At 40.9% G+C, this 21284-nt stretch carries 20 protein-coding genes; 6 read left to right on the plus strand and 14 right to left on the minus strand.

The annotated features are described in order from the left end of the window. Position 1: 1 nt before the first annotated feature. Together ACE4RR_RS00750 and ACE4RR_RS00755 are read right to left on the minus strand one after the other, a co-directional pair. Complete coding sequence (locus ACE4RR_RS00750) at positions 2 to 1732, minus strand: Rieske (2Fe-2S) protein (RefSeq protein ID WP_375533479.1); 1731 nt, start codon at positions 1730 to 1732, stop codon at positions 2 to 4. A 333-nt stretch (positions 1733 to 2065) separates the two neighbouring features. Next, positions 2066 to 3040 carry an asparaginase gene (locus ACE4RR_RS00755; protein ID WP_375533480.1) on the minus strand — a complete coding sequence of 325 codons (975 nt, stop codon included), beginning with the start codon at positions 3038 to 3040 and terminating at the stop codon, positions 2066 to 2068. Between the two features lie 138 nt (positions 3041 to 3178). On the opposite strand from ACE4RR_RS00755, the gene ACE4RR_RS00760 reads away from it, so the two are divergent. Beyond that, positions 3179 to 3538, plus strand: a complete 360-nt coding sequence (locus ACE4RR_RS00760) for a helix-turn-helix domain-containing protein (RefSeq protein WP_375533481.1) — start codon at positions 3179 to 3181, stop codon at positions 3536 to 3538. A 20-nt stretch (positions 3539 to 3558) separates the two neighbouring features. Here ACE4RR_RS00760 and ACE4RR_RS00765 read toward each other — a convergent pair whose 3' ends face one another. From ACE4RR_RS00765 to aspA, 4 genes are all read right to left on the minus strand, one after another. After that, positions 3559 to 4557 (minus strand): asparaginase, encoded by a 999-nt coding sequence (locus ACE4RR_RS00765; RefSeq protein ID WP_375533482.1) that lies wholly within the window; start codon positions 4555 to 4557, stop codon positions 3559 to 3561. Positions 4558 to 4605: 48 nt separating this feature from the next. Then, complete coding sequence (nhaC, locus tag ACE4RR_RS00770) at positions 4606 to 6030, minus strand: Na+/H+ antiporter NhaC (RefSeq protein WP_375533483.1); 1425 nt, start codon at positions 6028 to 6030, stop codon at positions 4606 to 4608. 406 nt (positions 6031 to 6436) lie between these two features. Then, positions 6437 to 7693, minus strand: a complete 1257-nt coding sequence (locus ACE4RR_RS00775) for a dicarboxylate/amino acid:cation symporter (RefSeq protein WP_375533484.1) — start codon at positions 7691 to 7693, stop codon at positions 6437 to 6439. A 156-nt stretch (positions 7694 to 7849) separates the two neighbouring features. Next, positions 7850 to 9286, minus strand: coding sequence for an aspartate ammonia-lyase (gene aspA / locus ACE4RR_RS00780; protein ID WP_375533485.1), 1437 nt, complete (start codon positions 9284 to 9286; stop codon positions 7850 to 7852). 175 nt (positions 9287 to 9461) lie between these two features. On the opposite strand from aspA, the gene ACE4RR_RS00785 reads away from it, so the two are divergent. Next, complete coding sequence (locus tag ACE4RR_RS00785; protein WP_375533486.1) at positions 9462 to 10730, plus strand: sensor histidine kinase; 1269 nt, start codon at positions 9462 to 9464, stop codon at positions 10728 to 10730. Continuing rightward, positions 10730 to 11650, plus strand: a complete 921-nt coding sequence (locus ACE4RR_RS00790; RefSeq protein WP_375533611.1) for a response regulator — start codon at positions 10730 to 10732, stop codon at positions 11648 to 11650. Before ACE4RR_RS00785 ends, ACE4RR_RS00790 begins: the two co-directional genes overlap by 1 nt. 638 nt (positions 11651 to 12288) lie before the next feature. On the opposite strand, the gene ACE4RR_RS00795 is transcribed toward ACE4RR_RS00790, so the two are convergent. The 7 genes from ACE4RR_RS00795 to ACE4RR_RS00825 form a co-directional block, all read right to left on the minus strand. Further along, a complete protein-coding gene (locus tag ACE4RR_RS00795; RefSeq protein WP_375533487.1) occupies positions 12289 to 13020 on the minus strand; it encodes a YwaF family protein in 732 nt (243 codons plus the stop codon). A gap of 227 nt (positions 13021 to 13247) precedes the next feature. Beyond that, complete coding sequence (locus ACE4RR_RS00800; RefSeq protein WP_375533488.1) at positions 13248 to 13574, minus strand: RNA polymerase alpha subunit C-terminal domain-containing protein; 327 nt, start codon at positions 13572 to 13574, stop codon at positions 13248 to 13250. A 30-nt stretch (positions 13575 to 13604) separates the two neighbouring features. Then, entirely contained in the window at positions 13605 to 14462 is an 858-nt protein-coding gene (locus ACE4RR_RS00805; RefSeq protein WP_375533489.1) for an AraC family transcriptional regulator, read from the minus strand. A gap of 184 nt (positions 14463 to 14646) precedes the next feature. Continuing rightward, the gene (locus ACE4RR_RS00810; protein ID WP_375533490.1) at positions 14647 to 14874 is read right to left on the minus strand and encodes a hypothetical protein; all 228 of its coding nucleotides are present in this window, start codon (positions 14872 to 14874) and stop codon (positions 14647 to 14649) included. 79 nt (positions 14875 to 14953) lie between these two features. Continuing rightward, the gene (locus ACE4RR_RS00815; RefSeq protein ID WP_375533491.1) at positions 14954 to 15553 is read right to left on the minus strand and encodes a GNAT family N-acetyltransferase; all 600 of its coding nucleotides are present in this window, start codon (positions 15551 to 15553) and stop codon (positions 14954 to 14956) included. Between the two features lie 25 nt (positions 15554 to 15578). Further along, positions 15579 to 16742 (minus strand): DUF418 domain-containing protein, encoded by a 1164-nt coding sequence (locus ACE4RR_RS00820; protein WP_375533492.1) that lies wholly within the window; start codon positions 16740 to 16742, stop codon positions 15579 to 15581. Positions 16743 to 16895: 153 nt separating this feature from the next. Next, positions 16896 to 18155 (minus strand): nickel pincer cofactor-dependent isomerase, group 22, encoded by a 1260-nt coding sequence (locus ACE4RR_RS00825; RefSeq protein ID WP_375533493.1) that lies wholly within the window; start codon positions 18153 to 18155, stop codon positions 16896 to 16898. 279 nt (positions 18156 to 18434) lie between these two features. Between ACE4RR_RS00825 and ACE4RR_RS00830 the strand changes: the two genes are divergently transcribed. The 3 genes from ACE4RR_RS00830 to ACE4RR_RS00840 are packed head-to-tail and all read left to right on the plus strand — an operon-like array spanning position 18435 to position 20909. Next, the gene (locus ACE4RR_RS00830) at positions 18435 to 19013 is read left to right on the plus strand and encodes a DeoR family transcriptional regulator (protein ID WP_375533494.1); all 579 of its coding nucleotides are present in this window, start codon (positions 18435 to 18437) and stop codon (positions 19011 to 19013) included. Positions 19014 to 19037: 24 nt separating this feature from the next. Next, entirely contained in the window at positions 19038 to 20405 is a 1368-nt protein-coding gene (locus ACE4RR_RS00835) for a PepSY-associated TM helix domain-containing protein (RefSeq protein ID WP_375533495.1), read from the plus strand. A gap of 39 nt (positions 20406 to 20444) precedes the next feature. Further along, positions 20445 to 20909 carry a FixH family protein gene (locus ACE4RR_RS00840; protein WP_375533496.1) on the plus strand — a complete coding sequence of 155 codons (465 nt, stop codon included), beginning with the start codon at positions 20445 to 20447 and terminating at the stop codon, positions 20907 to 20909. Between the two features lie 103 nt (positions 20910 to 21012). Here ACE4RR_RS00840 and ACE4RR_RS00845 read toward each other — a convergent pair whose 3' ends face one another. After that, the gene (locus ACE4RR_RS00845; protein WP_375533497.1) at positions 21013 to 21198 is read right to left on the minus strand and encodes a hypothetical protein; all 186 of its coding nucleotides are present in this window, start codon (positions 21196 to 21198) and stop codon (positions 21013 to 21015) included. Positions 21199 to 21284: the final 86 nt, after the last annotated feature.

Here is a 21284-nt window from a genome sequence, read left to right on the forward strand (position 1 = left end):
CTTAGTTTTCCTGAAATAGCTTTTCACCAAGATGCAGCCTCCAGGCGATTTTAGCGACATGCGGTGTTTCTCTTGAAGTTGGAGCATGCGCTGCTAAATACCGCGCCAGCGCGATCAGCATGGTTTCTTTTGCCTTGGCTGCAAAGGGGGTATCTTCCTTATCCCAGCGGTCGTATTCCATACATGCCGCCTCATACATCTGATAAGAATGGAAGTTTGCGTCCTCCCGTACTAAAGCATGGCCTAGCACGTTAAAGAGTATTTCTTTGTTTCCTCCGTGATGGACAAAATCAACCACCCACTGTGCTACCTCATTCACCTGCTGCTGTTTGTCAAGCAATTGCAGGAGCTCCTGGGAATCTAGTGAAGATGATGGAGTCTTCGAAGGCTGCGGCCGTTTCGCTGAAGGAATATTTAAAAAATGATCTAAATAAATGCTTGCCGCTCCGTGGAAAAGCGCTCGCGTCAATTGTTTATCCGGAGCGCGCCGGAGGCTTTCATGAACAGCATGTGCATGCGTAAACGTATGCAGCACTGTATTCCAATCACGGAATTCGTTTTGAGTATGGAACCTTGCAATTCTTTCAGCGGAAGCGAGTGCAATTACCTGCCCGATCCGCCCGGGCTCTGCTCCCTTATATAATAGATCTGTCAGCTGTGTAATCATTTCAACCGGCTGATCGTTGAGAAGGGATTTCATCAATTCTTCTTCATCAAAGTCTGTGCTTCCGGATTCCGGCACCTCTTCCAGGGCGGCAAAGGCTTCCTGCAGAGGTGTGACCAGATCCACAGGCGACTGCCATTGATGCAGCTCTTCACTTCGCGTCGCATTCCTAAATAACGGAGGTAAAGAGGAAAGGACCTGCTCCTTCTTTTCTCCATTCAGGAGATGAAGAACCTCAAAGGCTTTATTGTGAAAATCGAGCGTATGGCCGCCGTCGATATAAAAATGATCACTCGCTGCCGTCAGCAGCATCTGAGAAAGCTCCTTCGTATCGATCTCTTTCGCAACAGCAGTGAGTACGACTCTTTCTGCGCCCTGGGCATCCCGAACTTCTATACAATTTCTATACCAGGCTTTTAATTGCTCGATATCTCCGCCATATCTCGCCAGCGGCCCGAGCAGATGCTGAGGCGGTCGGCCCGAGCAGTCCCGCGCCACATGCACCATTCCTTGATAAAGTGCCTGAATCCGCCCCTGCTCATCCAGCTTCGGCAAAATATTAGCCATTGCCGTTAAAATAGTAAGACCCGGCCCCCAGCCGCTGTCACGGTATGTCGTGCCAAAATCAACCCCGATTTCGACAATTTCGTATTGCGGGACATTGTTTTTTACAAGTCCTACGACAGCTTTGGCAATGACAAGATCCAAATTCTGCTCGAGCCCTTTGCGCAGCCGACTTTTGTATTCAGTTATGAGATTAAGATCCGGCTTCTTCGTATTGACCCACACCTCCCCCTCTTCAACGAGCACCTCATAAGTCTTTACATCATCCGCCCATGGATCGAGCGTGCCGCCGCTGTTGATATCAAAACGGGCATGGTGCCAATGACAGGTTAATATCCCATTACACAGGCTTCCCATATGAAGGGGAAACCCCATATGCGGACATCGGTTATCTACGGCATACACTTGATCGTTATAATAAAACACCGCAATGCTGCCCTTCACCACTTTTGCCTTCTCTTCCTTGATTTGTTTCATTGAACCAACGTTTACCCAGGATCCCATGTTGTGCCTCCTTTTAAGAACCAATTACTATTATTGTGCTTCTTTTCTGAAAACATGAAATCCTGCTTCGCTCGTATCTTTTTCTACGAAAATGGTCGTAGGCTGCGGGGTAAGGTTTGGTGGTTGCTGCGGCGGTAATAAGCTCGAAACTGAAGATTCAAGAAAATCACCACGGCACCATTACCGTGGCAATATTATAACAGCATAATACTAATAAAACCTGCTCATATTATATGGTTACCGATCAACAAGCGGGTAGTATTCTTTTCCTTCCTTCTACCACCTTCCAAAAAACTGAGCAGTTCTGTTTGATTAAATATTTTTGATGACTCTTTACACGAGTTCACTTTCTACTATTTTTTTCACGCGAGCCACATTTGAGGTTTTTCCCATTGCCCACATTAGTTTGGGCAGGAGAGCTTCCGTATTCATATCATTAGATAAAATAATCTTACTTTGGTCGATAATTCTCCCTACTTTATAAAGAGTTAAATCAGCACCTTCTTCCAGACACTGTGTCGTTATGACCACAATCGTACCTTCATTGATTAATTTCTCAACAGTTTCAAAAAAATTTCTCTCTAAGAAAGGAAGTCCTCCACTCCCGAACGTTTCTATAATTAACCCATTAAATTGACCTCTTATGCTCTCTAACATTTCTGGTTTGGCTCCAGGAAATAATTTAAACAAATAAACGTCTGGACATAGCTCTGCGTCTAACTTAAACTCTCCCATAACCTTTTTAGACACACTCATGTTATAGGTTATTTCTTGCTCTTCAATATAAGCAATATAGGGATAATTCACACTTTCAAAAGCATCGTAACTTTCCGTCCTCATCTTCACAGCTCTTGTGCCCGCAATCACACGCCCGCCAAATACTACAAATACACCAAATGTACCTTCGCTTGCAAACGTAACTGCGTCCCCTAAATTTTTTATCCCATCTGTTTTCTTTGCATCAATCGGCTGAATAGATCCGGTGACAACAACCGTTTTCTGTAAGTTATGTAACATATATGATAATGCGGCTGATGTATAGGATAAGGTGTCCGTACCATGTGTTATTACAAAACCGTCATATTGGGAATAATTCTCATAAACAGCTTTTGCAATTTTGACCCAGTGTTCTGGCTGCATATTGGTACTGTCAATATTTAAGACCGTTTCAGTACTGATTTGGATCTTGCTTTCATCTACTGACAAAAAACGGCTCACCTCTTGTATAGGGATGCCAGGAATGAGCCCCTCATCAGTTTGTACACTACCAATCGTACCACCTGTTGATAATAAAAGAATTTTTTTCATTAGAGCATCACCTTTTAAATAAGAAATGTCAGTCGGAAACTTTTACTTAATTATAACCAGCTTACCATAGACAAGATTTGTTAAAGGTTTTGGTCTATACCTCATATAAGCTATACTATTTGATGGGGGGATTATTAGATGAAATTAACTAGACTTGCTGCACTCCGAAAAGAGAGAAAAAAATGGACGCTTCAAGAAACGGCAGATCAATTAGGAATTGCCAAAAGTACGTATGCAGGGTATGAGTCCGGCTACCGACAACCATCGTTAGACTCACTGATTAAATTAGCCGATATTATGGACACGTCCATTGATTACTTATTGTATCGTAATGATGACAGCCGATCTCCCCTACAGAAAACAACTATTGAATTAAATGAGCAAATTGAGAATTGGAACTGGAACATACTTCTCGACAATAAGCACTTGACTAATGATGAATTGAATGATTTTATTGTATTTGTTCGTACAAAAAGAGAATTACAAAAAGGGAATTAGTATGGGATGGCCAATCATAATCAAAATTGATATTCCATACTTTCTTCTTCAATCTCCCGGTTTATTTGATAAACAACTTCTTGTATCGTCTTACATTTCCCTAGAGCTATCATTAACTTTGGTAAGAGCGCTTCTGTATTCATATCGTTTGAGATCACAACTTTATCTCTGTCTACCTTTCGACCTACTTCATAGAGATCTATATCAATACCTTCTTCAAGACATTGAGTAGTTAGAACAACAACCACCCCCAACTTTATTAACTTTCTGACTTCTTCAGCTACATTCACTTCAGAGAAAGGAATTCCGCCACTCCCAAAACATTCTATAATGACTCCTTTATAATGATCAGCGATAAACTGAAAAATTTCTTTATTAATTCCAGGATAAAGTTTTAGAACAAATACATGCGGGCATAAACTAGTTTTCAATACAAGGTTCTTATCTTCTTTTGGTTCACCTCGATTAGTGTGATATTTAATAACAGATTTCTCCACTTCAGCCACATAAGGATAGTTTACGCTTTCAAAAGCATGATTGCTGCGTGTTCTCAACTTTACGGCTCTTGTACCTTTAATTACTAGGCTGTTAAAGACAATATATACCCCCGCCATCCCCTCAGAAGCAAAATGAACAGTATCTATAAGGTTTTTTTCTCCATCGGAATGTTTGAAGGAGAGCGGAATCTGGGATCCCGTCAAAACTACAGGCTTGTCCAAGTTTATTAACATCGAATGTAGTGCAGCTGCGGTATAAGCCATTGTATCTGTACCATGGGTAATAACAAAACCATCATACTCATCGTAATAGTTGTGAATCATCGTTGCGATTTCAATCCAATGATTTGGATAAATGTTTGTACTATCAAGGTTTAAGGATACTTTGGAATCCACCTCGCAGTTAAATCGACTCGCGAATGTACTCACCATTTCCTCCGGGCTTATTCCAGGGGTAAGTCCCTTATCACTCTGAATTGATGCTATTGTTCCTCCTGTACCAATGAGAAGTATTTTTTTCATCGTTTGCACCCTTTCGTTTAATATAAAAGTATTAAATATATCTAGTATTTAATTAGAATTGTGACTTTCTTGGTCTGAATCTGTATTCTTCTGATGGGAGCTCGTATACCAAATGAATTTACCTGTATAACCGTATATGATGACTAGAGCTATAGAAATAAAACTCATCCACATGAACGGAAGATAAGATAATGTGGAAACACCCAAGACTCCTGCCATAAAGATTCCATTATCTGACCAGGGAACCATTCCCGATGTCATCGTCCCCCCTACTTCAGTATTACGAGACAAAACTCTTCGATCAATATGCATTCTGTCATAGCTGGATTCCATAAGTTTAGGCGTTAAAATTAACGATACGTACATCGCACATCCGAAAATGTTTGAGAACAGCCCAACAAAAACCGTAGAAGTTGATAAACTACCTGCATTATTAATTTTATTTACAAAAGCATTCATGATGACCGTTAAAACCCCAATTTTTTCAAGCAAACCTCCTAAACCAAGGCCAAGAATAACGACAACAATGGAGTCTAGCATCCCGCTTATCCCCCCCCTGTTTAGTAAATTGTCAATAAATTTTGAATCTGAATCTATGCTAAACCCATTGTAGGCTGTTTCAAGCGCATTAAGGAAAGATAAGTCCTGGAATAATGCAGCCCAAACCACTCCTACTAACGCTCCTAATGAAATAGTTGGGATGGAAGGTTTTTTCAAAACTAATAATCCTATTACAATTAGGGCAGGTACTAGCATAAGGGGGCTGATATGAAATGTTTTGTTTAAGGCAGTCATTATAGTTTGAACTCTATCTAAGTCTACATTTCCCCTACTATAACTGAATCCAGTAATTGTGAAGAGCAGGGCTGTTAGGATAAATGCTGGTATATCCAAATACAACATAGATTTCACGTGTGAGATCACATTTACCTTAGACATTGAAGCGGCAAGGATAGTGCTGTCTGATAACGGTGATAATTTATCTCCAAAATAAGCACCGGATAATACAGCTCCTGCTACTAGAGGAAGAGGGAGACCGAGACCTTCACCGATCCCCATCATCGCAATACCAGCCGTTCCCACTGTTCCCCAAGAGGTTCCAGTAGAGAGGGAAGTCAAGGCACAAATAATCAGGGTTGCCAATAAGAAGATGGATGGATGGATGAAATCTAATCCATAATATATAATCGTTGGGACAATCCCCCCAGCAATCCATGTACCAATAAGTGCTCCGACGGCCATTAGAATGATTACAGCTTCCAAGCCATTAGAAATCCCTTTCATAATTGAGGTTTGCAAATATTCATAGTTAAAACCCAGTCTCAAACCAAGCAATATTATCAAAAACCAGGCAACAAACAACGCAAGTTGAATAGGCAAGTTAAAAATGGCGGTAAAAGAAAAAACTATAGCTAAAAATGCAAGCAACACGATACACACTTCAAAAATTGACGGCAACCTTTCATTACTCAAAGAAACCCCTCCAAATTAGTAATTATGTATTAACAAATACAAAAGTACGCTTAACGAGAACATTTTTGACTATAATATCATAAAATATCGAATTTACAAAATTTTTTACGCTTAACGAGAACATTTATTAAGAGGAGGTATTTAAAAACATAGGTGCTTATTCTACTTGATGAATTCATTTGCAGAGAGTGGTGTAAATTCAATGAGGGGATGAGCTTTACAACCCTTAGTAGTAGCATGGCCAGACTAGATCGATTGGAGTTTTAGCGCAGCAAATAGGCGCAATTCAAGATAGTTGAATTGCGCTAATCAATCTGGTGGTACCTTAATTTTCCTTCGTTATGTTTTTCCAGGGCACAAGTTCATATTTCATAGATCATTTATCTTAACATTGTAATATGTTTGGCTAAAGATACCCTTTGGTCTCCATACTTTTTTGGTCGATTTGGTTCTCTTTCTTTTGTTCAGAGCGATCAATAATGTAAGCACAAGTCGCATCTCCCGTTATATTGAGAGCAGTACGCAACATATCTAGTAACCGGTCTACCCCAAGAATTAAGGCAATTCCTTCAACGGGAAGACCTACTTGCTGAAGTACCATCGAGAGCATAATTAAACCTACACCTGGAACGCCTGCAGTTCCTATACTCGCTAGAGTAGCTGTCAGCACCACCATCATTAACTGAGAAAAGCCCAGCGTTTCACCGTACACCTGAGCAATAAATATTGTCGCTACAGCCTGCATGATTGCAGTTCCATCCATATTAATTGTGGCTCCAAGAGGCTGCACAAAACTGCTGACTGACTTGCTTATACCAAGCCGTTCCTGAGCGGTTCTCATTGAAATGGGCAACGTTCCACTCGAACTGGATGTACTAAAAGCGACCATCATAGCTGGGAAAAAGTTTTTATAAAACGTAATAGGACTCGCTTTTCCAAGACCTTTAATGGCAATGCTATACGTTATTCCAGCATGTAAAAGTAACCCGGCAATAATGGTGAGCATATACATAAGCATCGACTGAATACCTCTCATCCCTGCTTCACCAAGCGCAGAAGCAATCAAGGCAAAGGCACCATACGGTGCTGTATACATAACTACATTTACTAGAAACATCATTACATCGTTTCCCTGCTCAAGCATCTTATGAAGTCCTGCTGTTTTATCCCCAAGTTTTGCCAGGGCGATACCAAGGAATACGGCTACTGCAATGATCTGTAACATGTTCGCGTCCGCCATCGCGCTGATCGGATTATCTGGAATGATGCCCAGAAGATTATCTTTTATGGATGGCGCTTCCCCTGCTTTGTAGGTGGCACTATCGGTATTAAATATCCCCTCTTCTCCCGGTTGAATCACGTACGCCAGCAATAGACCAATCACGAGAGCAATAGCGGTGGTGCTTAGATAAAAAGCAATCGTTTTTCCACCAATCCGGCCTAACTGAACCGGGTCTTTTAAACTCGCTGTACCGAGTGAAATCGAAATAAATACGATAGGTACTACGAGCATTTTAATCAAATTCAAGAAAAGATGACCCACAGGTTCGAGAACAAAGTTATTAAGCGTATTATAAATGTTATTAGATACGAAATTTAAAACAATGCCTGCGACAATACCCAAAAAAAGGGCAATCAGTATCTTTTTTGTTAAATTATGCAATGTTTTCTTAGCTCCTCTCTGTTACAAGCCACGTGTAAAGTCCAGGTATCAACGATTTCAGTTTATGAACAACGAGCGAAATCACTTAGGGTGCTGCGTTCCAACTAGCCATTCGCAAAGCAACTTTCCTTTATTCCACCTAATTCTGTAAGTGAATTACGTTCTATCAAAAAGCTCTGCCCCAGAAATTCCTGGGTTTGTCATCTCATAAGGATTTAAAACAAGATTCAGTTCTTCTTCTGATAACACTCCGTAATGCAGACATATATCACGAACAGAGTTTCCTTTTAAAATGGCTTCTCGTGCAATGCGTGCTGCCACTTCATATCCAATATGAGGATTCACAGCTGTAATGATACCTACACTATTTTCTACATAATCTTTTAAACGATTTTCATTTGCTTCAATACCTGCCAGACAGTTGTCAGTGAAAGTCCTGAAGGCATTGTTCATGATGCTGATGGATTGCAGCAAGTTAAACACAAGTACAGGTTCCATCACGTTCAATTCAAGCTGACCCGCTTCAGATGCCAAGCAAATGGTATGGTCATTGCCAATAACTTGGAACGCTACTTGATTAATCATTTCCGGCATTACCGGATTGACTTTTCCCGGCATAATAGAGGATCCTGGCTGACGGGAAGGCAAACTAATTTCAGCAAGGCCCGCTCGAGGACCGGAGGCCATTAAACGAAGGTCATTCGCGATTTTAGACATATTCATCATACAAACTTTCAACGCCGCGGAGACTTCTGTATAAGCATCAGTATTTTGTGTCGCATCTACAAGATGGTCCGCCCCAACAAGCGGAAACCCGCTAATATCCGCCAAATGCTGAACGACACTTTTGATGTATCGAGGGTCTGCATTTAATCCCGTTCCGACCGCTGTTGCTCCCATGTTAATTTCATATAAATGCTGGCGTGATTGGTGAATGCGTGTAATGTCACGCTGTACAGAACGACTATATGCTTCAAACTCTTGACCTAGACGGATGGGCACAGCATCCTGAAGATGAGTCCTTCCCATTTTAATCACATGATCGAATTGTTCTGCCTTTTCCTTAAAGAAACCGAGCATATATTGCATCGTATGTAAAAGCTTTTCGAGCAATTGAAGAGTAGCGATATGAATCGCTGTCGGGAAGACATCGTTGGTTGACTGAGACATGTTCACATGGCTATTTGGACTCAAATGAACATAGTCCCCTTTATCTTTGCCAAGCAATTCCAGTGCACGGTTAGCAATCACCTCGTTCGTGTTCATGTTTATGGAAGTGCCGGCACCGCCCTGGATAGGATCCACGATAAAATGATCATGCCATTTGCCTTCAATCACTTCGTCCGCTGCTTGAATGATTGCTCTCTCAAAACCTTTATATAAACGGTGCGTGTCCATGTTTGCTAACGCAGCTGCTTTTTTCACCATCGTCAAAGCTTTAATTAAGTCTTCATGAATTCGATAGCCGGTTATCGGGAAATTTTCGACTGCACGTATGGTTTGGATACCATAATAAGCCTCTTTAGGTACTTCTTTTGATCCTAAAAAATCTTTTTCAATGCGAACGCTTTCATTTATGTTGATGACTGCCATAATGGTTCCTCCTCTTGTTCATTCTTCGATTATTTTGATTGTATAATCGGCCCTACGAATCCCTACTAAAACCTACAAAAGAAAATGGAAAAATTAAAAATTCTCAAGCAAAACTCTTTCCTCCTGTGTTCAATTTGTTATGTTTATAGGGAGTGAACTGGGGAGGGGGGGCGGATTGAAAAAACGATTCAGTATATTGTTAATAATAATGATTGCGGTGCCTCTAGCAGGAGAATTAAAGTTTTATCCATTTGACGATACTTTCAGAGTCAGTTTGGGCACTCCGGTATTTTTCTTGTTTTTGCTGTGGGGAAAGGGGATTCATCCGTTTATTACAGGTATTTTAACTGGGATGAGTGTGTTTGTTTTCCGTTTTTTTCCTGCTGTTTGGATACATTATATACCTGTTGAGGAAGCAATGTATCTTCATGTCCCAGCTCTTTTTTATTACGTTATTTACGCCTTTGTATTTCATCTATTGAAATTAAACGAACGGCACGACCAGCCGTTTATGATTGGACTGTTAGGGGTCATAATTGAACTTTTTGCCAGCGTTTCGGAAATGACGGTCCGTTTTTTTCTATCAAATCAGGACATTTCTTGGGTAGTCACGGAAAAACTGATAATCATAGCCTTTATTCGAAGCTTTTTCGTTCTCGGCTTTTTTAATATTTTCAAGCTAAGAGAAGCAAAACTCGCAGAAGAAGAGCAGAGAAGGCAAAAGGAGCAAATGCTGCTTTATATTTCAAACTTGTATGAAGAATCAGTTCAATTGAAGAAATCGATGCAAAATGCAGAAGAAATAACCCGCCTCTGTTATGATTTTTATCGTCGGTTACACTCCGTGGAGACCAACAGCTCTCATGCGCAAACGGCACTGCAAATTGCCGGACTCGTGCATGAAATCAAAAAAGATAACCAGCGGATTCATTCGGGTTTGACGGAACTCATATCTACCGAAAACATGAAGGAATACATGAATATCGAACAGCTATGTAACATCATAATGGTGTCCAATAGGCGCTATGCAGAGTCCCTGCGTAAACAGATTTCCTTTTCGTTATATGTTGATGGAGACCATCCGCCGTACCATGTTTATTTGGTATTATCGTTAATTAATAATTTGTTGGCCAATGCTGTAGAAGCCATGAAAGAAGATGGATCCGTATCGCTGCATGTAAAAAGAAAAGATCTATTTGTAGAATTCTGCGTCAGTGATGATGGCCCGGGCATTGCACCTAGGCTGAAGGAAGTCATTTTTACAGAAGGCTTTACCACGAAATATGATAGGACGGGAAACCCTTCAACGGGTATCGGTCTATCGTTTGTAAAACATACGGTGGAAAAATTGGGAGGACAACTCAGGCTTATGAATAATCATAAAGAAACCATGTTCATCGTAAAAATACCAATAAATAAAATGATAGAGAAGGAATTAGCATGATGAATTATTTCATCATAGATGATGACGCAGCTATTCGAGCAATGCTGACGGATATGATTGAAGACGAAGATCTTGGAAACGTGGTAGGAGAAGCCGAGGACGGGGCGTTAGTGGATAAAGGCCTATTAGCATTAAAAAAAGCAGACGTGGTCTTAATAGATTTACTCATGCCTGGAAGGGACGGCATTGAAACAATACGTGCTCTGGCTGATAAAATACAAGGAAGGTTTGTGATGATTTCGCAAGTAGAAACGAAGGAACTGATTGGTGAGGCGTATCGTTTAGGGGCGGAATACTACATTACAAAACCGTTGAATCATCAAGAAATTACAGGGATATTAAAAAAAGTAAACGAGCGGGTGCTGTTGGAACAATCGATTTGGCGCATTCGAGAATCGTTGAACGTATGTACAGGCCACTCGCAGCCTCCGTTCGTATCCTCCTCTCATGCAATAAATATAAAAGAAACCGGTCGTTCTCTACTTTCCGATTTAGGCATGTTTGGGGAAGGGGGAAGCGATGATTTACTTAGAATTTTAGAGTTCCTCCAAAAGGAAAAGAAACGACTCGGTTCATCCTATACATTCCCATCTTTAAAAAAGCTGTTTGCAGAAATCGCTGCTGAAAAATTGGGAAATCAAGCAAAAGAGACAGAAATCAAAAAAGAAATGAAAGCTTCTGAACAGCGAGTTCGTCGTGCTCTTTACCAGGCGCTTGTTCATATCGCTTCCTTAGGATTAACAGATTATATGAATCCAAAATTTGAAGCCTATTCTTCCACATTTTTTGATTTCACAGAAGTCCGCAAGAAAATGCTAGAGTTAGAGGGCAAAAACAAAAATGCAAACAAACCGAGCCGCATTCATATGAAAAAGTTTATTCAGGCGTTATTTATGGAAGCGAGACAGCTGGTTGAATAAGAAACGATTTAGAGGGAACCTTCAACAAGCGAGGGGCTGTAGCAAAAGCCCCTTTTTATAGAAAAAGTAGTATCCTAAATAGAAGATAGCAGGGGACAAGTCCGAGACTCCTGTGGGAAGAGCAGCGGCTGAAGATCCGCCGGGCGCGGGTTTCGCCCGGTTAGCTGAAGCGCTGCCCACGGAAAGCGAAGGACTTGTCCACTGCTTTTTTTTACCATGCAAAAGGGGCGAGTATCAGTTATGATACAGCCCCATTTTATTTCGTCTGTGAATAATTCAAGTAACTCCCACTTTTTATTCTTTATATATAATTTTTTCATAAGTACTTGATACATTTATTCAAAAAACGTTCTGTATCTGTTGTAAAGATCAAAAGAAGAAAAGTGATTGTTGGGATAACTAGTTAATATAGCGTTCTTTCAGGAAGTAACAAATAAGCGAATTTCTTATATTTCTTATAAGATTCGCTTTTTGTGTCTTTTTATCGTATATTCATTATTTTATACAATGTTGATTTATCAACTTTCACTTCTTTCGAATACGTGAATTGTAGTATTGCTGGCTCCTACATAGCTTGCCGCTGCCATTTTAGCGCCCCCCAATGCCCCCACCACGTCCACAGAGCCTTCGAATACCGTTCACACATTTACCTGCCCCTCCCGCTCTCTGTTTCTTTTTCTCAATGCAAACGGGACATAAGAAAGCAGAAAGACAGCGAACACCACTACCTCGAGGTTCAGTAGATAATACGGCTGCTCTGTACTCCACACATAGTATTCACTTGCAGCGGGAGGACGGTTTAAGAACATATAATTAGCGTCGAGCCGTACATTCAGAAGAATAATAAAAACAGAAATAATGTTCAGGCAGAGAAATGAAAAAAAGACACTTCGCAGCCTCGGCCGGTAATTTTTCACGAAAATAAAAAACAATACGGTACACACGATGGCAAGGTGCTGCGAAAAGAACCGGAAATATTCAATATGCGGAAATCCATTAAACAACACCGGGGTCGCGATGGCCACGACCGCTGGAAACAGGCCCAAAAAGTAAAAAATCCGAAACAATTTTTGATTGTCCGTACATAATAGAATAATTGCCATAAAAGTGCTTAACGAACAGAGCTCGAGCGGGAGGTGATCTACACGGTTCCACTCCCCTGTAAGAATCGCTCTGCTGTGGTATGTACTCTCCGTGGCGATAAGAAGAAACAACAGACTGCGCCGCAGCAGCTTCTGCAAAATTGGATTACTGCGGATGACGCGGCGGAAGTAAATTAAAAAGGCGGAGATAAGGAGCACAATGCCGACAGCGACCCAATGACTGGGCGAAAACATTTCAAAAGGATACGGTGAATCCCCAGCAAACATTACCTCTCCTCCTTCCCCTTTTACTATATTATACTGACAAATCGGGCACTACGTTTCAATTGATTTTAGAAGGAAGAAGCAGCAGCCTGAGCTCTTTTCTTAATAAAGCTTGTGTTCCCTGCAAAATAAGATCAAAAGACAATAAAAAGACGCTGTTTCATACAGCGCCATGCACTCCTCGTATTCACATGATTCAAACCGGTTAATGGTCACCCACGCAAACTTTCCTATTTAGGGTTCACTTTTGTATCAGCATTTTTCCCAGTATTGAATGCCAGCCCCTGTGACTGCAGCTCGTTTCTGAGTATAGGCATCGAACGCGGCCCCATTCCGTGAAGTTGTAATATCTCCCGTTCAGTATAGGCTGATAGCTTTTGTAAAGATGTAATTCCTTCATGCTCCAGTGCGGATCTGGCAGGACTTGAAAGTAGTGAAAGAAATCCAGTATCCGGTTTCTTTTCCTGTTCACACTTCGGACAGGTTGGACAGTCACTACTCTTATAGTATTTGTGTCCTTTGTCACATATCCTTAAAGTTTTTTTTGAGGGCGCCATACGTATTGCCTCCTTTTCTCAAGAAAAATCTTATTTTACGGCAAGCCAAATTTGATTCAATGCATCGGGTCTATAGGGATCAGAATCGGTATAGGCTTCTACGGCTGGTATGTCAGTCACTTCATACCCATTGGACGGAATCCACTCGGTATAAATTTGTTTCCACGCTTCAGGCATGGCAGTTGGTGCAGATCCGTGCACTTCAAAAACCACCCATTTGGATTTGGGAAATTCCAGGCTTGATAAATCGCTGGGACCTTGTCCCATATGCTCTGCTGCAATCCAGTAATCAATCGAGTTATTCTCCTCATCATAGTTATCCGTGATCCCTAATAAACCTTTAATGTCACTATTTATTAATTGACTCAGCCTGTCGACAGTTCCATTTGCGTTGACTTCACCCCAAAATTCAGGTATACCATCGACGTCACCATTTGTTCCACATGGACATTCTCTTTTGAGACCCACGACTTGAAAAGCATCTCTTTCCACAATCTGATATTTCATCGGTTCGGCCCCTTTCAAATTCACCTGTATGGACAGGCGGTTATAAGATTGAAGCTTCCCAATCCCTTTTCGAGCTGCCCTCGGACTGACCCCATGTTGTTTTCGAAAAGCTTTTGAAAAAGCTTCAGGAGAGTCGTAGCCATATTTATAGGCAAGGTCAACTATTTTGCCGTCTGTGTTGGATAACTCTTGTGCTGCTAGTGTGAGACGGCGGCGGCGAAGATATTCTCCAACGGATACATCAGTCAGAATCATAAATGTTCGTTGAAAGTGAAAAGGAGATACATGGGCTTGTTTGGATATATCTTCCATTGTGATATGATCCAGTAAATGTGCTTCCATGTAATCTATCGCCTCCTGCAAAGATTCAACCATTGCCATATGCCCAGCTCCTTACTCAAATTATATAAAAAAAGGGAACAGACATCCTGTTAATTTATGCTCTGTTTGGACAGTATTATATCAAAATAAGCGTCAAATAGCTCCCACCTATTTGCGAAGTGGAGAGCTGTTTGACGCTTACTTTAAATTACCATTTACCGTTGTGTGTTCACAGATAAGGTCATTACTCTACTATTATAGAAGGAGCAGATTCCAGGCCTCCCTCATCTACTGTCGTGACATAATATGCTCCCATGTTGTTCGATTCTGTGTAGCTCTTCCGTTCATGGGCAGAGATACTATCCACGTGCTCAAACTCGCCTTCTTCTTTTTCTTTATAGATTCGGTAGCCGATCACATTGTCTTCTCTTACGGCGTGCCATGTCACAAAGTTTTTCTTTACCGCGGGCAACGCTTCAACTTCCTCGGCAGCTTGTCGCTGCCTGCGGGATTTTCAGCCGTTGCTTTTTCAGAGAGTAGGGCTACCGAGCTTAAACTTCTTTCCTTTTTACTTGCTTCATATACACCAGATTATTAACACCACTTTTTTCACTGTTCTTTTGAGGTATACGAAGGAACTCTGCAAATCCCAGTTTCTGATAAAGTTTTATGGCGTTTGTGTTAGTATCAGCTACTTCTAATACATATTCGTCGTATGACGTTGAATCCATTATCGATTTTATCAGTTCAGTCGCCAGACCCTTCCCTCGATAATTTTCCGACGTTGCCACAAACTCTATAGCACCCATTTTTTCATCTATTTGAAAGGGGTATTTCTTTTTCTCGAATTCTTTCTTGAGAATGACATAAGCAATGCTGCCCATGAAGAAGCCAAGGTGCTTTCTAAATTCACTATATTTCAATTTGACCGAAGGTATATTGTTTGTAGTGCAGGCGGCTATTGCCGCAATATTGCCGTCAACTATAACCGTATAGAAAACCTCAGTATTAAACATATGGGCAAATGTCCTGTAAAGTTTAGTTTTATCCTTTGAAAAATAATTCAGCCATTGATAAAAACCATCTACAAAAATAGTGCTCATCTCATTATTTATATTTCTATCAACTTCACAAGCACGAATAATATTCACAGCTTACACCCCTTGTCGTTGCACCTCAAAGCTCTTTGTAAGTTAAATAATGCATGTACTTTTCTAACGGGCCTTCTATTTGACGACGGTCCATGAAATATGCAATTGACAAAGTAACTGCCCACATGCCGATTCCGAGTATTACAGAAGTTGTGACAGTTAGAGAGGCACCTATATTGAACGCGATTGGAGACAGTAGTACCACTATCAAAACTTCATGCATGACGAAGAAGGTCAGCGAACGTTTTCCCATAGATGTGATTGCTTTTACGATTACGCCCCGATATTTCACACCTAACCCCAATAAGCCAAATAGGGCAGCATACCCTACTCCCCCTGCAAAACCAGTAAGTATATGAATACCGTATGCTGTTCCTGCAGTAAAATAACTAGGAAACCAAACATCATTAATCAGTACGAGTGGGATGGCACCCACGAATGAAAGAGTTAAACATCCAATCGTTAGTTGCTTCAGAAGTCTTATATGATCCTGCGGGTCAATTAATACGTTTAATTTTCCTAACCAAATTCCCATTAATACAGAGGGGATGACTGGGAAGAGAAAGTGAGTAAACAATGGAATAATAGGGATAGTTATCAGTCGATCAAGTATTGTATTTAAGTATGTTTCCTGTCCTGTTAAATCTATCGGTAATCCGTAAGATTGCATACTTATTAAGAGTCCGCCCCACAAGATTGGAATATAAAAAAAACATATTATGGTGGAAATAATCGCATATTTCTTAATCTTATGGCTGTCCTTTTTCAAGCTTGAAACTAATAGAAGTCCAGCAATACCGTAGGACATTAAAATGTCCTGTACACCTGCGAGACCAGCGAGTATGGCGCCGAATAATATTAAATACCAGCAGCGTCTCTTAATAATGCGGTGTGCTGCCTGGGCACCCCTTCTTTCACATTGCTTGCGGTAAATCATAACAAGCCCATAACCAAACAGTATTGCGAATAATGGACGTGCCCGATTATCTACGATAATTTCCATTAAAAAGTTTAAGAAGTGGTCTAAAGGCGTACTGCCGGCTACTTTTGTTATTACCCCCGGCTCTATCATGTACAGAAATAATGGTATATGCGCAAGTATTATCAAAAACAGCATAGATCCACGTGCGATATCTAAAGATATGGCACGTTTCTTATTGGTTATTTTATCAGTATATAAATCAGCCATAATAATACTCCTAATTTATAGAGTCATGCTCAACTATTCGTGATCTACGACGTGATAATGACTTATTTTACCTGCTGCCTCTCAACGTGTAAAACTACAATAAGTACTTTAATAATATCGTAATTATCCAAAGGAAAGGAAGCAGAGCTTAAATTAAAAAAGATTATAATGCTGATCAAATGTCATATAGTCGAGATCCCCTGCTGGTTCAATTTCTGGATGAGCCTGCGCTTCGTCCAGCATGGCTTCCGAAATATAAATGTACTCGAGTTCTAATGTATTTTTGATGCGGATGATTCTCATCCTGGAATAGTCTACGTCAAAGCAGGTTTTCATGGCGGCTTTTATCGCAAGACTGTCATTTTCCATAACCATGGGGATCTTTACACCCTGAGCAATTTTGTTCGTCAGAGGATTAGGATAGGTAGCCGCAAATTGAATCTTATCAAAAAATCTTCGTGAACAGATATCAGCGTTTGTCATGCCGTTCGCATTGCCGTGCGATTCTTTCGTAAGGTCGAGAATGGCAATTCTCTGTACAAGCGGCTCGTGTTTGACGGAGCCGGAGTAATTTCGCCGGATGATATTGGGATCCATTCCGTTCCCGGAGATATTTTTACCCATTTCATCTACGATAAGTACATCGAAGGGGGAAAACAGAATACTCGGCATGAGCTGCTTTGCCTTTTCAAGAAGGACGGGTTCTTCTTTCATGATCTTGTCACCTGGAAGCACGGCAATTTCTGCCGTTTCTTCATAAGCGTTTTCTAACACTCCTACCGAAAAGACAATGTTCGATTTATCTAGTAACATTTTCGCCGCTTCTTCTACTCTTTCAGCGATGTTATCAACACCTGCCTCGTGAATCATTTCAGCTCCTTTCTGCTTTCCTAAACCGACAGCGATCATCTTCGCTAAGCCACTCTCAAATTTTGCCCGAAAGGAGGTGTGCGGTTTGATTCGTCCAGTGATAATAACCGCGTCCGCATGATAAGCCTCCTTGTCAATGTAGACAGGAAAGCCGCTCTCTGTCACCCCGAGCTGGACCACATCCATATTGGAAACAACCGGAACTCCTGTGACAGCCTCTGTTACCCCCAGCTCAGCTAGTACTTCAGCCTGTCCTGCCTCCGTGGCGCCGCCGTGACTTCCCATCGCAGGTACAATAAACGGCTCGGCCCCGCGCTCTTTGACAGCGGTTATAACTTCAGAAATCAGCTGTGGGAGATTCGCAATCCCCCGGCTGCCAACGGCAATGGCGACCCGGTCTCCTGTGTTGATAGTGCCGATAATTTTTTCCTGGTTCAATGCATTCTGCAGCACTCCGGCAATGTCTGATACCCTTTCCCTGGCAAAAGACTGTCGTACTTTCTGCATTCGCGGAATGTGGATTCCATTAAATAATTGTTCCATTCCCTCACCTAACCTCTTTTTTTGAAATATTCATGCAATTTTTAAGGTAAGGATATTATAGCAGACATTATAATTGTCAGACAATATAAGTGGTGAAAAATCAAAACTGTTTACAATCTATCGAATATGTCATGTCCATATTGTTACAGTTCAACATTTTTTCACAAATATTATCAATCTGTTCCTTGTTTGTTTTTATTAAATCAAATACCCTTAATTAATAAACAACTATAAAATTGCGTTTAATCGAACCATAATCTAGAAAAAAGGAGCAATAAAATGTTACCAATCGAGCGACAGCAACAAATTTTAACATGGCTGGAGCATGAAGAGACAATGCGTGTTTCAGATATTAGTAAAAGATTAGATGTTTCTGAAATGACAATTTATCGTGACATAAAACCGTTGATTGAGCAGGAGAAGATTCTAAAAACAGGAAATGGTATTTCTCTTGTGCCTCAAACGTTTGTTTCTTCTAATCATTGTTCTTATTGCCATAAACCTTCGAATTCTCGATTATCAGTCAAGCTTCTTAAAGTAAATCAACAAGTAGAGCTGGCCTGCTGCGCTCATTGCGGCTTGCTTCGTTATCAGGATATTAAAAAGGATATTTCGCAGATTATCTGCCAGGATTTTTTAACAGATACAACCATAAGTGCGAAAATGGCAGTTTATCTTATACATGCAGATGTAAACCTTAATTGCTGCCAGCCTCAAGTCATCTCTTTTCAATCCATGAAACAAGCTGAGCAATTCCAGCTGGGATTCGGTGGCGATATCTATCATTTTGACGACGCTATTCGCACCATTACTAAAGAAATGCATGGGGATTCCTGCTGTCAATCCAATAATACGTAAAGATACATATTAGAGGAGGAAAAAATGACTCCAAAACGCAATAAACAACTTAAGAATGGCAAGAAAACCACGGGTATATATCATGCCGTCTGGCGCTGGCACTTTTATGCTGGATTAATTTTTATGCCTTTTCTTCTACTATTGGCAATCACAGGCGGTATTTATCTCTTTAAGGCTGAGATTGAACAATTTATGTATCAGGACCTTTACCAAGTGGAAGCACAGGGGCAGGCCATCTCCCCTGCTGCACAGATTGACACTGTGATGGATAGATATCCTGAAGCAATCGTGGATCGATACCGTCCTGGAGAAGATGCGCATCGATCAGCTGAAGTAGGAATCAGCAATGAATCCTCTTCTCTGACGGTTTTTGTTGATCCTTATACTGGAGAAATTGTTGGTGATCTTCCTGATGAAGAACGTTTAATGGATAAAATTGTTGAAATTCATGGAGAACTAATGGCCGGGACCACAGGGGACCGAATCGTCGAATTAGCCGCCTGCTGGGCAATTATTCTTATTGTCACGGGGATTTACTTATGGCGGCCCAAAAGGAACGAAAAGTTATGGGGTGTGCTGCTCCCAAGATTTTCGAAAGGTAAAAAAATTGCAATGAGAGACCTGCACGCCGTTCCAGCCTTTTGGATATCGGCAGGGATGTTCTTTTTAATCATGACTGGATTACCCTGGTCTGGTCTTTGGGGAAATGGGGTTCAAACTTTGGCGACCAGTACCGGAGCAGGCTACCCTCCTTCCATTTGGGTCGGAGAGGCCCCGACCTCTGAGGTCAAGACGGAAGATATTGCAGATGTTTCATGGGCAGCTGAAAATTTAGACGTTCCTTCTTCTTCTATACAGGAATATGAAAGATTGTCCATTGATGATGTTGTTGATATTGCAGAAGAAAGGAACGTTTATCCGAGCTACGATGTGTTTTTACCCCAGGAAGAAGATGGAGTATATACGTTATCTGTATTTACTGAAAAAGCTGAGGATGAAGCCACTTTGCACATTGATCAGTATACCGGAGCTGTTTTAGCTGATTACCGTTTTCAGGACTATGCTCCGGCAGGAAAGCTGATTGCGATGGGAATTACTTTGCATGAAGGAACACAATTTGGACTCCTCAATCAACTAACCGGGCTTATAATTTGTATAGGTATCGCAGGAATTGTTGTAAGTGGGTTTTTATTATGGTGGAAACGAAAGCCTGCCGGAAAGCTGGGAGCTCCAAAAGCGCCTCCTGCCAGAACACTAAAGTTCTTCACCCTTATTCTCATATTATTGGGGATATTATTTCCTTTAGTCGGAATCTCACTCCTTTTCGTTTGGATAATTGATTTCCTGGTTATTAAAAGAATTCCAAAGGTACAGAAGTTTTTAAACGCGTAATGGACATATCGGAAAATGAAGAAGTGAGGTGTAACAACAGTGAAAAAAGCATTTCATTTCTACGCTGTCGGTATTTTATTACTCTTTTTGTCAGCATGTGCCGTAGATGATAATACAGCTAATCTATATAAAAAATCTAAACCACTGGAGATTGATTTGATTTTACCTAAAAGCACTTCGCTGGATAAAGAACAAATGATAAAGATTAAGTTGACTCAAGAAGGAGAAAAAGTAGAGGACGCGGCCGCTCAGCTTGAAATATGGAAAAGAGATAACCATGAAGATCATGAAGTGATTAAAGCGAAGTCTGAAGGGAACGGAATTTATGCTGCAGAAAAAATGTTCAACGATGATGGCTTATATTATATAAGAGCAGAGGTCAGGACCAGTGATTCACACGTGATGCCTACTAAACAAGTGATTGTCGGCAATCCCACGGAAGAAGAATTAAACTCATTGCAGCAAAAAACTGAACAACTCCAAGGAGGCCATGACCATCACTAATCACTCATTCAACTAAAACCACGTACCTATTAAAAAAGTCAATAGTAAGATTCCCATACCTGCGGCTCGGACACAATAAAGTTCTTTCTCCGAGAGTGGTCTTTTAGTTACAAGTTACAGACCAATTGAAAGCTAAAAAGCTGATGGTCTCTTCTTCAACGGCTTTATCGTTGTCTTCACAGTCCTTTTTAGCGTCTGCGTATCCTTTGTAGCTGGAAGCAGAGGCGACTGCAAAGGTAAGTATTAGCAGGAATACGATTAACAGCGTTTTTGTTCTTTTTGAGCTCAAGTTACCACCACCATCCTACCATGTTTTTGCCTCATGTGTTCTTACGACGCTATAAAATAATTGTTTCGCCACTTCTTTAATTTTTT

The organism is Alteribacillus sp. HJP-4 (genome assembly GCF_042139015.1).
GTDB lineage: Bacteria > Bacillota > Bacilli > Bacillales > Marinococcaceae > JBHIKY01.